Source organism: Leptospirales bacterium (assembly GCA_019694655.1).
In the GTDB taxonomy this organism is placed as follows: domain Bacteria; phylum Spirochaetota; class Leptospiria; order Leptospirales; family Leptonemataceae; genus SSF53.
In genome coordinates this window covers 55,036-67,659 of the sequence record JAIBBN010000008.1, presented here as the reverse complement: position 1 = coordinate 67,659, position 12,624 = coordinate 55,036, and the positions used below count along the sequence as shown (strand labels likewise).

At 59.1% G+C, this 12,624-nt stretch carries 14 protein-coding genes; 8 read left to right on the top strand and 6 right to left on the bottom strand.

Features of this window, described 5'->3' with window-relative positions:
• Positions 1-8 precede the first annotated feature (8 nt).
• Positions 9-1,271, top strand: a complete 1,263-nt coding sequence (locus K1X75_12220) for an ABC transporter permease (protein ID MBX7058823.1) — start codon at positions 9-11, stop codon at positions 1,269-1,271.
• 17 nt (positions 1,272-1,288) lie between these two features.
• Here the strand turns inward: K1X75_12220 and K1X75_12215 are convergent, their stop codons facing one another.
• Positions 1,289-1,981: an oxidoreductase gene (locus K1X75_12215; protein ID MBX7058822.1), complete on the bottom strand. Its 693-nt coding sequence runs from the start codon at positions 1,979-1,981 to the stop codon at positions 1,289-1,291.
• Between the two features lie 115 nt (positions 1,982-2,096).
• On the opposite strand from K1X75_12215, the gene K1X75_12210 reads away from it, so the two are divergent.
• Positions 2,097-2,498: a hypothetical protein gene (locus K1X75_12210; GenBank protein MBX7058821.1), complete on the top strand. Its 402-nt coding sequence runs from the start codon at positions 2,097-2,099 to the stop codon at positions 2,496-2,498.
• A 3-nt stretch (positions 2,499-2,501) separates the two neighbouring features.
• Here K1X75_12210 and K1X75_12205 read toward each other — a convergent pair whose 3' ends face one another.
• Positions 2,502-3,824 (bottom strand): radical SAM protein, encoded by a 1,323-nt coding sequence (locus K1X75_12205; protein ID MBX7058820.1) that lies wholly within the window; start codon positions 3,822-3,824, stop codon positions 2,502-2,504.
• A gap of 157 nt (positions 3,825-3,981) precedes the next feature.
• On the opposite strand from K1X75_12205, the gene K1X75_12200 reads away from it, so the two are divergent.
• Genes K1X75_12200 through K1X75_12180 form a run of 5 tightly spaced genes read left to right on the top strand, consistent with a single transcriptional unit; the run spans position 3,982 to position 6,725 of the window.
• Positions 3,982-4,692 carry a signal peptidase II gene (locus K1X75_12200; GenBank protein ID MBX7058819.1) on the top strand — a complete coding sequence of 237 codons (711 nt, stop codon included), beginning with the start codon at positions 3,982-3,984 and terminating at the stop codon, positions 4,690-4,692.
• A 6-nt stretch (positions 4,693-4,698) separates the two neighbouring features.
• On the top strand, positions 4,699-5,286 hold the full coding sequence (locus K1X75_12195) for a sigma-70 family RNA polymerase sigma factor (GenBank protein MBX7058818.1): 588 nt from the start codon (positions 4,699-4,701) through the stop codon (positions 5,284-5,286).
• Between the two features lie 9 nt (positions 5,287-5,295).
• Positions 5,296-6,045 carry a hypothetical protein gene (locus K1X75_12190; GenBank protein MBX7058817.1) on the top strand — a complete coding sequence of 250 codons (750 nt, stop codon included), beginning with the start codon at positions 5,296-5,298 and terminating at the stop codon, positions 6,043-6,045.
• Between the two features lie 40 nt (positions 6,046-6,085).
• A complete protein-coding gene (gene msrB / locus K1X75_12185) occupies positions 6,086-6,487 on the top strand; it encodes a peptide-methionine (R)-S-oxide reductase MsrB (GenBank protein ID MBX7058816.1) in 402 nt (133 codons plus the stop codon).
• 40 nt (positions 6,488-6,527) lie between these two features.
• The gene (locus K1X75_12180; protein ID MBX7058815.1) at positions 6,528-6,725 is read left to right on the top strand and encodes a hypothetical protein; all 198 of its coding nucleotides are present in this window, start codon (positions 6,528-6,530) and stop codon (positions 6,723-6,725) included.
• Positions 6,726-6,786: 61 nt separating this feature from the next.
• Here the strand turns inward: K1X75_12180 and K1X75_12175 are convergent, their stop codons facing one another.
• Complete coding sequence (locus K1X75_12175) at positions 6,787-7,287, bottom strand: hypothetical protein (protein ID MBX7058814.1); 501 nt, start codon at positions 7,285-7,287, stop codon at positions 6,787-6,789.
• A gap of 148 nt (positions 7,288-7,435) precedes the next feature.
• Between K1X75_12175 and K1X75_12170 the strand changes: the two genes are divergently transcribed.
• Positions 7,436-8,362 carry a helix-turn-helix domain-containing protein gene (locus K1X75_12170; protein ID MBX7058813.1) on the top strand — a complete coding sequence of 309 codons (927 nt, stop codon included), beginning with the start codon at positions 7,436-7,438 and terminating at the stop codon, positions 8,360-8,362.
• 18 nt (positions 8,363-8,380) lie between these two features.
• On the opposite strand, the gene K1X75_12165 is transcribed toward K1X75_12170, so the two are convergent.
• The 3 genes from K1X75_12165 to K1X75_12155 all read right to left on the bottom strand — a co-directional run bounded on the left by K1X75_12165 (position 8,381) and on the right by K1X75_12155 (position 12,620).
• Positions 8,381-9,181 (bottom strand): hypothetical protein, encoded by an 801-nt coding sequence (locus K1X75_12165; protein ID MBX7058812.1) that lies wholly within the window; start codon positions 9,179-9,181, stop codon positions 8,381-8,383.
• 164 nt (positions 9,182-9,345) lie between these two features.
• Positions 9,346-10,230 (bottom strand): HlyD family efflux transporter periplasmic adaptor subunit, encoded by an 885-nt coding sequence (locus tag K1X75_12160; protein MBX7058811.1) that lies wholly within the window; start codon positions 10,228-10,230, stop codon positions 9,346-9,348.
• 23 nt (positions 10,231-10,253) lie between these two features.
• Positions 10,254-12,620 carry an ABC transporter permease gene (locus tag K1X75_12155; protein MBX7058810.1) on the bottom strand — a complete coding sequence of 789 codons (2,367 nt, stop codon included), beginning with the start codon at positions 12,618-12,620 and terminating at the stop codon, positions 10,254-10,256.
• Positions 12,621-12,624: the final 4 nt, after the last annotated feature.

Below are 12,624 nucleotides of genomic sequence, written 5' to 3'. Positions count from 1 at the left end.
TAAGCCCTATGGTGTATTTGCAGCTGGCCTGGAAGTCGATTGCCAACCGTCGATTGGCGACGGCTCTGACCATGCTTTCCATTGCTCTTTCGGCGATGTTGCTGGTGGGCGTGGAGAATCTGCGTCGCGGCGCGCGTTCCAGTTTTCAAGGAGTGATTCGCGGCGTGGATCTGGTGGTCGGTGCGCCTGGCAGTCCCCTGAATTTGACGCTCTATTCCGTGTTTCACATGGGTAACGCCACAGCCAGCATTCCCTATTCGGCGCTGCAATCAATGCGCCGGCATCCGGCGGTGGCAGCTGTCATTCCAATTTCGCTGGGCGATTCCCACCGTGGCTTTCGCGTAATTGCGACGGACCAGCAGCTTTACCAGCATTACCGCCACCATGATGACCAAAGTCTGCGCTTTGCGGGGGGACGCGCGCCGGAGGGAATATTTGAATGTGCGCTTGGCTCGATGGTTGCCGAGCGCCTGGGTTACAAGCTCGGGCAGAAGGTCGTGATTGCCCACGGCGTCTCCGCAATTTCCTTACAGAAGCATGATGATAAGCCATTTCATGTAGTGGGAATCCTGGAACCCACCGGCACGCCGCTTGACCGTTCCCTGTTCATTAGCCTGGAGGGAATGGAGGCGATCCACATCGACTGGCAAAGCGGGGCGCCGCCGCTGCCCGGCGAGGAGCGTCGCGCGGAAAGCCTGCGCAGCGAGGAATTGCAGCCGCGAGAAATCACCGCCATGTTTGTCAAAGCGCGCGCGCGAATGGATGCGCTGCGCTTGCAGCGCGAAATCAACGGCAATCGCCAGCAGCCGATGCTGGCGGCCTTGCCCGGCGCCGCGCTTGCTGAGCTATGGGATATGATTGGCTACGCGGAGACGGCCTTGAGCGCCGTCTCCGCAGTGGTCGCGGCGGTTGGTCTCTCAGGCATGTTGATGTCGATTTACACAACACTGAATGAGCGCCGGCGCGAGATTGCAATACTGCGCGCACTTGGCGCCGGTCCGCGACGCATCGCCTTGCTCTTTGTGCTGGAATCCGGGGCCTTGAGCCTCGCGGGAAGCATTGCAGGACTTGCACTTTACTACGCACTGCTGCTTGCACTGCGTCCGCTGGCCGAATCAAAGCTTGGCTTATTTTTGCCGCTTGCGCCGCCGGGCGCGCTGGAGTGGATGTATCTTGGCGCTATCAGTCTGGGCGGCGCTCTGCTTGGGCTGCTGCCAGCTTACCGCGCCTATCGCAATGCGCTGGCCGACGGCCTCAGCGTTCGCTTGTAGTGCGGCGGTCAGAATTATCAGCGGCTTTCTTGCGCGGACTGATCGGCAATCGACTGGATCTCTTCAGATTCATGGATGAAGAAGCCTGGCTGTGGCGCCCGATGGGCCAGGGTCAGCATTGCCCGCGCCACGGCCGCGCCTTCGATTGGGCGGTAGCGTCGCAGCGGACCGGCCAGTGCAAAGGATAGCAATCCCGCGGCAAGATTGGCAAACTCCTCGCCAGGGCGCGATTCTAGACGCTTGCCGCGCAAGAGGGAGGGACGAAATATATGCACCTCGGGCGCTCCGAGGGCGCGCAGGTCCTCCTCCAGCTGTCCCTTGACTCGATTGTAGAAAACAGTTGAACGCGCTGCGGCGCCAAGCGCCGTCATGATGAAAAAGCGGCTGGCGCCCTTCTGCAGGGCAAGCTGTGCTGCCTGCAGCGGGAAATCATGGTCTACCTTGCGAAAGGCGAGTTCGGACCCGGCCTTCTTGATCGTTGTGCCCAGGCAACAGAAGAGATCGCGCACTTCAAATAGCTCGGGATGGTCTGAAAGCCGCTCAAAATCAACGACGCTCTGCTGAATCCGTCGCCCCTCGATGGGCAGCGGTGCGCGGACCAGCAGGCGAACCTCGCTGTAGGCGCTGTCGAAGAGCATCAGCTCGGCCAGCTGCCGGCCGGTCATACCGCTAGCGCCCAGCACCAGGGCCTTTGCCTGCGCTTCAGACATGTCCGGTCGAAAGGGCCAGCGAGGCTGGCGGAAGCAACCGATAAATTTCGAAATTCCGCGGAACGAACGGCCCCTCGGCAAACACTTGCAGTTAGTTCTTCCTGCGAGGTTCCAGATGAATCCAGAAATTCTGGCCGGCGATGCGTGGCCGGCGGGCAAACATCGAAACTTAAGGCGCTTCCGCTGCGCCGCTGGCGTGCTTCAGTATCTGCGACGCGAAGCTCTGGATCTGTCGCAGCTCGATCGCGTTGCGGCAACATTGCACAGCAATCGCCACGGCGCCCAGGGGGCTCGGCAAGGCGCTATAGCTTTGACCTTCTATCTTAGACGCTACGTTCCGCTGGCCAGCCTGCGCGCTCTGGAGCTTCGCCTGCGACGATGCCTGACCGATAATGCGCCGCGAAGATCGCAGATTTGCTTTCGTTGGAGCCCCCGACGTCCGGGCCTCGATCCAATCTATGATCAAGCGCTGCTTCTACTGCAGAATGCGCCAGCGCGTCCGGCGCGCGCTGCCTGAAGGTCAATTGCGTCCGGGATAGCCGATTACATCCATGAAGGCGCTGACGCTGAAAACTGCCTTACCGGGACCCGGCTCGCCGTAGCCTGGAGGGGTTGGCAGTTTGTACTTTTCAAATGTTGATTTCCAGACGGTCAGCAGTTCCAGAAAGTACAGCAGCGGCGGATGATCCTGCTCGGCAATGCTGGTCAAGGTAGTGTACGGCTCCGGGCACCAGGTGGTGAAGCGCGGCGCTATGCCGTGGCTCATGAAAAAATCCAGACCCTCTGCAGTCGAGGCAATGGCCTCCGATACGCTGGCAAAGCCCCAGGGACGCGACAGCTCGACTCCGGCGACGAAGTTGGGAATTACGTGCGAGGCGCCAAAGACCGAGGCTGAATCCAGGATGCGACGAATCCAGACGTCGCGGCCAATGAAGCGCGTCTTGCCAGGGCAGAGCTTTTCGAACAAATGCGGCGCCCAGACCTCATAGTTTGGATGGTAGATGCGAATGCCGACATTGCGAAATCGCTGCAGCTCTTCTTTTTCCCAGGCCTGGGTTACCACCTTGCCCATCCAGCGACCCGGAAAGCGATTCTCGATTGCTTCGGCGTACTGGAAATAGAATTCAGTTTCGTTTTTCCCTCGTAGCTGAGTCAGCACCGATCCGCCAGTTATAGTATAAACTTTTGCCGTATGATCCTCGGCGTCAATCCAGGCCAGCGTCTCCAGAATCTCTTCAATACTCTTAACGCCCGTGTAAGGGCGACCCTCGAGCTTTTGCTGACGGTAGTTGTGGTTGATATCGCAGAAGGCGCATTCCTCTTCTGCGCCAAAGTACTGGCAGTTGCGAAAGGCGGTCAGATAGATCAGATAGCCCCACTCGATGACCGGCGCAATCTCGCCGGGGGCCTTGCCGCTTGCAGTGCGATGTGCATACCACGGCGGCGCTGGCGGAAATTCGGCGGCGGCCAAGCGCTGCTCGCCAAGAAATAGCGCAGGGCCGCCCTCGCTATCGGCAGCGATGCGATAGGGCGAGTGCGGATTGACGCGCACGGAAACTACAGTGGGGGCGAGCGCAAAGGCGCCGCCGCTGATGCGAATCTCCTCTGGAATCCGAAAACGGATCTGCTGGTCCTGTTCTTTGAGCGGAACATGATCAAACGTGAAAATGAAGTAGTCTTTCGCTTTGAATTCGCCCTGCTGCAATGCAGCGGCGTCAAAATTCAAGCCCAGTCGCAGCAGGTCCTGCTTGAGGATTGCTTCAAAGGGGATGGTGCGGTAGCTGCGCTCGGCAAGTTCCAGTTCTTGAAGCGTTGTTGGCTGTACGCGCAATGGGCTGCTCATGGTTGGCGGGCCAACGAGCGGGCGTCGGCCCGCCCAGCATCGTGCGACAGGCTGCAGAATCTAGCTATTTTTGCGGCTTTTCAGGCGTCCGGCGCGCCGCTGCTGGCTGCCGTTGCTTGACACCATGTTGGCGGAAAGGAAGGCTGGCGGCCATTCCATGTCCCAGGCCGCCGAACTTCTCAAACGTGCATTCTCATTTCCAAAGTCCTTCTTTCAGGTCTTTCAGCCGCTGTGGCTGCTTGGTCTGTGCGCATTGTTGTCTGCAGACTTGATTTCCAAGAAGCTGGTTACGGACAGCCTGGACTTCAATCTCCATGGGGGACAGATTGCACATGTCACTTCATTGGAGCATCTGCGTACACGCGACGCAGGCCGGCCCCAGGTGAATGTGCTTGGCGATGAGGGTCGGCTGATCAAGCTGCGTCTGGTTTTTAACGATCGCTTCATCTTTGGAATTGGGCCGACTCTTCCGGTATTTGGATTTCTTCTGACCCTGGCGGCGACGATCTTTCTGGTCTTCTATCGCTTTCGCGTTCCGGATATGGGCAACTCCTTCGCCTGGCTTCTGGTCTTTTCCGGCGCCATAGGTAATCTGATCGACAAGGCCTTCCTCAAGTCGCTGGTCGATCGCAGCTGGAAATTTGGTCTGGTTCCGGAAGACGGCTACGTGCAAGGGGTGGTCGACTTTGTCGAATGCATCTGGTTTGGCTGGGACAGCGTTCAGAACATTCCTTTGCTGAATTTTCTTTCCATGCGCACCTGGCCGACCTTCAACGTCGCTGATAGCTGCATTGTCGTAGGCGTAATTCTTCTCATCTTTACCATCGGCGACGGCAAGAAGCCCACTGTCGCCCAGGGGAAGGCCTGAGGGAGCATGGAGGTTACGGAGCAGCGTCAGCGCGAACGCGAGCTGATTGCGCGGGTGCAGGCCGGCGACGGCGACGCCTATCTGAGCCTGGTGGGCGCGTATCGGCTGCGCCTCTTCCGCAAGGCCTGCTCCATCGTCCATGATGCGGAGGACGCCGAGGATTGCCTGCAGGAGGCCCTGCTCACGGCTTACCGGGCGCTGCCCCGCTTTCGCGGTGAAAGCGGCATATACACCTGGCTTTACCGGATTGTTGTGAACAAGTGCCGGGACCATTTACGGTCCCGGCGCAGCCGCGTACAGGAGTCCCTGGAGCCGCTGCAGCCCCTGCTTTCCGATGATCGCGTAGCCATAGAAAAAAATGTCGAACTGTCTGACGATGCCGCTTATCTAATCAACAAGATCAACGGTCTGGAGCGCAAGTACAGGCAGATACTTCTCTACCGCTATTACGAGAATCTGTCCTACGAAGAGATCGCCGAGCTCATGCAGGTTAACATTGGCACGGTAAAAAGTCGGCTCTTCAAGGCTCGCGAGCTGTTGAAACGATCGATTGTAAGGAATGGTCGGGGCGAAGAGTATTTTAGCGCCCTTTAAAGAAATCTAATGAGCCAGCGCCCGAACAAGCCCGACGCCGATGAGTTGCTTCAGAATCCGGAGCTGCCGCTGGATGAGGATGGCCGTCGCCAGCTTGGGCCGGCCCGCACCCGTCAGGCGGGGGAGCAGCGCCTGCTCGACGAAAAGCTGCGCTCCGCCTTTTCCGAGCTTGGCCAGAAGTCCAATCCCGGCGATCTAAGCGCGGATTTCGATCGCAAGCTGCGCTCGGCAATGGCCGGCAAGGGGGCCTCTGATGCCGGCGCCTACGTCCTGCGTCTGGAGCGCCGTCAGCGGATTGGCGCGCTGATGGACAATGTTCTGCATGGCGATCGACGTTATCTGGCTTACGCCGCTGCCGGCCTGCTGTTTCTGGGTGCGCTCGGTCCATTTGCCTGGCGCAGTTTTCAGACGCCGACCTCCGAAGCAAACGGCGCTGAGTTTGCGCCGAAAGCCGCCGTCGCCGAGCATCCTGCCGCCGCCGCTGACGCCCAGACGGTGGCAGCGCCGCCTGACCCTTCCGCTCCCATGGCGCCGGGCGAGGAGGCCGAGGCCAATCGACGCAGCTTTGATGCCGTCAATTTTCAAATTGAACTTCTCCGGGAAAGGCTGCGCAACGTACAAGCAGCGTCGGAACGCTTGCCGCTGCTGGAAAAACTGGAGCAGGCCTATCGCAATGCCGGGCGCACTGCCGAAGCTGAGGCCGCACACCGAGAAATCGAATCGCTGCGCCAGGCTTTTGAAAGCGGCGCAGGCCCGTGATTTGCTTGCCGCCGGTCAGGCTGGCGCCTATTTCAAGTAGATGGCCGAAAAAAAGATCCAGCGCAGCCCGGAAGAATGGGCAGCGCAGCTAAGCCCGATGCAGTTCCATGTGGCGCGCGAGAAAGGCACGGAACGTGCTTTCACCGGCGAATACTACCAGAATAAAGCCGAGGGCGTCTACCACTGCGTTTGCTGTGGAGCGGAACTCTTCCAATCGAAAGAGAAATATGAATCGGGCAGCGGCTGGCCGAGCTTCTGGCAGCCTTCCGATCCGGCTAACGTTCGGACGGAGGAGGATCGCAGCCATGGCATGACGCGCACCGAGGTGCTTTGCGATGTATGCGACGCGCACCTTGGTCATGTCTTTCCCGATGGTCCGCGTCCCACCGGCTTGCGCTACTGCATCAACTCCGCCTCGCTGAAATTTGAGGAAAAGAAGTGAGCGCCGTCGCGGCAGCAAACCTTTCGTCAGGGCCGGCAAAATGAATGATCTCAGCTTTGGACTCTACGGCGCACTGCACCTCGCCGCCCTGGTCTTTGTTGTATACAATGTCCTGTTCCGTGATCGCTCGCTGCCGACGCTTCACAGGATTATCTGGGTCGTAGCCAGCATACCGCTGGCCATTCCAGCGGCGATCCTCTACGTCTTAATCGTCAAGAAGGGACAATGGAGCAGTTGAGGCGCTGCGCTTACGCTGACGTGGCCTTGAATCGAGGCCGCACGGTAAGCGCAGCAAAATCTTAGATTCTTCCGTAAGGATTGTTGGGATCGAGGGGCGGCAGGCCCAGATCGTGGGTTGCTGCTGGCTCGCGCCCAAGCTTCAAGTAGTCGTTCAGCTTCACCAGGTAGATGATATGCAGTACGATAAAGGCGATGGAGGTGCAAATATTGAGATAGGGGACCCACCCCATGCTCATGGTTACGGCTGCGCCAATACCTATGCCGCGTCCCAGATCGTCGGCCGGCGGCAGAGATTCCGGGTTGGTCTCCGCAATCCAGGCGCGAAGTGCGTCCGGAGTCTGAAAGGGAATTAGAATCCAGTAGAATATGATTCCAGCGCAAGGAATCATCAGGAGTAGCGCGGACCATGCTGGCATTCGCAAGTACTGTGCGGGGATCCGTCTGTACATGAAGTAATAGGGCAGAAGCAATGCAGCGGAAATGAGCAGTGAAACAACCAGAATCCCGACTATCAGCGCCCCGCCCACCCAGGAGGGCATTCCATTTGAGGGAGTGTCCATTTTTTGATTCCTCTATTGAGTTGCGCGGCAATGAGAAATGGCGCCGGCAGATCGAGCAACCCGGAAATTGCATCAGCCTGCCTGCTGAAAGAGCCGGCCAGCTGTCGCTGCGGCAATCGGCTATAATTCTCTCGGCAGGCGCAATGGCATGATGGAGAGCATGAAGGCGGGGCGGCCGGGCGAGATCAAGACGCTCAGCTTTCGACGGCGGACGCCGCCGGAGATCGAGGTCTTGAATATGGAGAGAATGCTTCGCGACCACCATCGCACGGCGACCCGACCGCACCGCACGGATTTCTATCACATCCTTTTTTTCGGTCGCTGTGCGCCCGTCCATCGCGTCGACTTCCAGGAAGTTGCGGTCACGCCGCGATCATTGCTATTTCTGGCCCGCGAACAGATCCATCAGTTTGATGCTGTGCGCAAGTATTCAGGCCAGGCCCTGATCTTTACTGCATCCTTCTTCTGTCAAAGCGCGGCGGATTCCGATTTCTTGCGGGGCAATGTGCTGTTCAATCAGATCCTGAGCGGACCCTTGCTGCAGACGGATCGCGAGACTCATGCACGATTGCGGACTATCCTGAACTGGATTACGGAGGAACTGCAGTTCGGCGCCGCCGCCAATCCGGCCATCCTGAAGCAGCTGGTCCATCTATTGCTGCTGCTGGCGGAGCGCAAGATACGCGAGGGGCTGCCTCAGGCGCGGCGTTCCTCGCGCGAAATCCAGCGAACGCTCGCCTTCCGGGAGCTGATCGAGAAGCAGTACATTGCTGAAAAGCGCGTAAGCTACTACGCAAAGCGGTTGATGCTGCCTGCCAGGGATCTGGCAAAGGCCACGCTGCGCGTGACAGGTAAAACGCCAAAGCAGATGATTGATGATCGCCTGTTCCTTGAAGCAAAGCGATTGCTGGCGCATGGCGATGAATCGGTAGGCGAGATTGCCCGTCGACTGGGCTTTGATGAAGCCACCAACTTTGCTAAGTACTTTCGAAAGCACGCCTTGCTGGCGCCGCTGGAATTTCGCCGATCGGCGCAGGCCCTGCCGGCGCGCGCCGATCGATCAAGAAATAGGTAACGGTTTCTGAGCGCACACTCAGAATTTGCCGTTGGAGTTCCTCCACTGTTCGCGAGGCACGGCAAATTCGATGGTATCCCAGTGTTCCACAATCTTACCATCGGCAATGCGGAATAGGTCATAGAAGATAACCGGCTTGTTGGTCAGCATCCCTTCCGACTGCACCAGTACAAAATTTCCTTCGCCCAGCAGTAGATGTGTGCGCGTTACGCTGAATACGCCATGGGTTCGGGCGTCGATCAACGGCTGCGTTCCGTCGGGAATCATCGGGTTGTGCTGGATGTAGGATGCGTCCAGATATTCGCCTACTCTGGAAAGATCGCCGCCAATCAACACCACGTCATAAAACTTCCGGACCAGTTCCTTGTTGCTCTCAGTCCGGGACTGATCGCTTACCTCAGTTGGGCCATCAATCATGGAGTGTCCGCTTCTGCCAACGGCCGTCGTTTCCTGAAGATTGTCCCAGTGCTCCACGATTCGACCGTCTTCAAAGCGGAAGATATCGAAGCCAATCTTGGGGCCAAAGAAGTCGTATTCAGAGTGCAACACCACGTAGTCGCCGTCCTGGAAGGAGCGAACGACGCGCGCCTTGAAGCCCTGTGGCGGCTTATGCTGCATCAGTTCGCCAAAGCCGGCCATCCCGTCGCCAACGTTGATATTGTGCTGGATATACTTATCGGGATTGATGTAGGCGATTGGCGCGTGGTCGCCTGATTGAAGACTGGAAATCAGTTCGACCGCTTTTTCCCGATTTGATTTGCCGCCTGCGGAGCAGGCAACGAGCAGTCCGCTGAGAATCCAAATAGAGCTCTTTTTCATCTACTACCTCCTTGAGATCGTATCCGAGATTTTCTTTTGGCTTCGATCGTAGCAAATTTCACAGGAGGGGACAAGGTAAGACTGCGCCAGAAATGGATACTTTTGCGACCGGCAATCGCCCAGGGGCTATCTGCCGGCGTCGCGGCGGCATACATGAGCGGAGTCTACCGGGGCAGGGGACGAACACGATCGCCGTCATTGACGGCATCGCCAGGATAGAGCGCGGCCTCGGCGCCCTCTGCGACGCCGGAAATTGCAGCCTGGGTCTGGCTGCGACCCAACAGCTCGACTCTTTGCTTGCGGGCTCGGCCCCTTTCAATCAGAAAGACCGCCCAGCTGCTCTCATCACGAAAGAGGGCGCCAATTGGTGCAATCAACACTTGATCAAATTGGCGCAGGACAATACTGCATCGAACGGTGAAATCATCGCCCAGCGCGGGACGTTCTTCCGGGGCGGCCAGCAGATCAAGCAGCACGCGTACGCGTTGCTCTTCGACGCCAAGCGGCGATATCTTCTTGAAGGCCGATGGCTCGATCAGTCTCACCCGTGCAGCAAGCACTGTATCGCCGCCCCAGCGATCAATGTGTGCTGGCATGCCGGGCTGCAGTCGCGCGGCATCGGCGGTCAGCACCTCAGCAACAACCTCCATGCGCCTGAGGTCGCCCAGTTCCAGTATGGGCTGGCCCATTTCGATCGGACCGGCATCTTCGCGGTGGACGCGTAAGATCTGGCCGGCCCCTGGCGCAGTAACGGCCCGCGGATAGTCCCACTGGATTTGCGCCACCGTTTGTCCGCGTGCGACGCGGTCGCCGGCATGCAGGCGCAGTCTCTGGAGCACGCCGCTCACCGGCGCCAGTACAGTGAACTTCTCGCGGACCCTGGTCTGCCCTTCGACCGTAATCGTTTCTTCGAAACGGCCGCGGGTGATGATGGCGCTTTCAATTTGTACCGGCTGCTTTTGAAAGGCGAGGACAATCAGAACCAGCGCAGCTCCGCCCAGAGCGGCGTAGATCAGTCTTCGACCCTTCAGCCAGCTTTTCCAGTTCATCGCGGCCTTCCTCCACGCTCCGGTTACTCGCGCACCTTGAGCACTGCGACAAGATCCAGGCGGCGAATTCGACGGTAAAGAAAGTACAGACTGGCCGCTGCGGCAACGCTGGTGTTCAGCGCGGCCAGCATGTAGGTCGAAAGGTCAATCTTCAGTGGAATTACGAAGCCCTCGACCGGCATTCCGACGATTGCCAGCCAGGCCATCAGCAATCCCAGCAGCGCGCCAGCCGGCAGCGCCAGAGCTGTTTGGACAGCCAGTTCGCCAGCCAGAATCCGGAAAACTTCCGTCGGTGAAAATCCCAGGATGCGCAGGCTGGCCAGTTCAAAGGCGCGCTCCGATAGAGCGCTCATCGCAGTGTTGTAGACAACGCCAAAGGCAATGACTGCGGCGCAGGCCAGCAGGATCAAACTGGTGGTCACGATTACCGCGGCGCTCTGTTCGCGAAAAATGCTCAGGCCCTGGCTGCGTGTCACTGCGGCGCTGACCCGCGGCATCTTACGCAGGCCGGCAAAGAGTTCGGCGCTGTAGGCTGGATCATAGAGCAGCCCGGCGCTGGTAATACGCCGTCCTTCGCCTGCCAGTCGGTTTGCCTCCTCCAGCGAAAGCAGGACACTGCGGCCCATAAATTCATCGACCAGCCCTTCAATACGCATCTGGCTCACACGTCGCTCGCCTTCCAGCGTTTCCACTTCAATGCGATCTCCGGCGCGCGCGCCCAGATCTTCTGCCAGCATTCGATTCAACAACATGCCGCCGGGAGGAGTACGCGGACTGCGCAGGCGTCGATTCAGAACGCGCCGCAATCGCTGGTCATCAGGTGCGCCGGTTATCGCCGCGTCCTCATGGCGCGGTCCAAAACGCAGGCGAACTGGCAGATCCCGGTAGCCTTCCGCATAGATCACGCCTGGCATGTGTTGCAGTTCTAGCAGCGCGCTCTCGGATACCGGCGCGGTGAAGACGACGGTTGCTTCCTCGCGATGCAGCAGATAGTACTGAACATGGACGATGTAGTCAATTGCATCCTGCCAGAACATTCCGACGACCACTACCGCCGATGCAAAGCCAATGCCTACGACGGCCAGCAGCGTCCGCAGCGGTCGCAATGTCAGTGCGCGCAGTAGCATGCGCGATCGCATTCCCGGGAATACTTTACTGAATCCAAGTTGTTCGGCAAGGCTGCGCTGGAAGGACGCCGGCTCCGGCGGGCGCATTGCCTGCGCCGGCGGCAAACGAGCGGCCTGCCGAAAAGCGCCGGCTGCGCCGCCCACGGCGGACACAATACTGATCAGGGCGCCAAGCGCGGGCAGATGGACGCCAAACTCGAAGCGCAGATCCGGAAAACGAAAAAAATCGCGATAGAGATCGACCCAGAGGGCGCCCAGGTAGTAGCCCGGCACGGCGCCAGCAATGCCGCCGGCGCCGGCAATCAACACGGCGATCAACACGTAATGGCGAGCGATGCTACGGTTGTCGTATCCAAGGGCCTTCAGTGTCGCCACCTGGTCGCGTTGTCGGGCGACCAGGCGATGCATGACGACGTTCAGCAGAAACGCGGTAACGCCCAGAAAGATAGCGGGCAATACGATCGCCATGGAGCGCAGCTGGTCCAGTTCATTGGCGACGAAGATGTCAGATGGTATTTCCTTACGCAGTCGCGCGCCATGGCCGCCTGCGGATTTCAACAATTCGTCGATTCTGGCCAGCGCCAGGCGGGGCGAAGCTCCTGGCCGCAGTGCAATAGCCAGGCTGTTGAAGGACCCCTGCATATCCCAGGCCGCTTCCAGCGTGCGACGCGAAACCCAGAGGATCGCATAATTCTGATCATCGGGCAGGCCTGCGCCGGGGCGGATGGCAGTCACATATTCGGCGCTCAAGGCTACGCCAGTAATGCGAAAGTTGCGTCGTTTGCCATTGAGCAACACCGCAATGCGGGCGCCAGGTCGCAGCGCGTTTTTCAATGCAAAGGCCTCGCTGACCAGCGCCTCGTCGGCGTCCTCCGGCCGCGGCAGGCGACCGCTGCGCAGGATTGGTCGATTCAAGCCGATTTCACCCTCGTAGGGCAAAGAAATCAAATTGGCGGCGGCTGGAAATCTTCCTCCCGGCATGTCCAGCGTGGCAAAGTAAACAAGGCGCGACTCGGCCAGCTGAACATCGGCAAGGGCGCGCAGCCGTTCGAGGGTCGACTCGGGCGCCCGCTGAACATCGGCAAAGATATCTGCGATGCGCGCCTGTCGATAGAAGCGATCGCGCGCCGAGCGCAGGCTCTGGTAGGCGCTGAGCGAAGAAGTCAGGACGATAACGCCGGCGGCGGCGACGGCGCCAATGCTGAAAGCCTGCCAGCGCAATAGGCGCAGGTCTCGCAATGCCTTTCGATCGATCGAGCGCATGCCT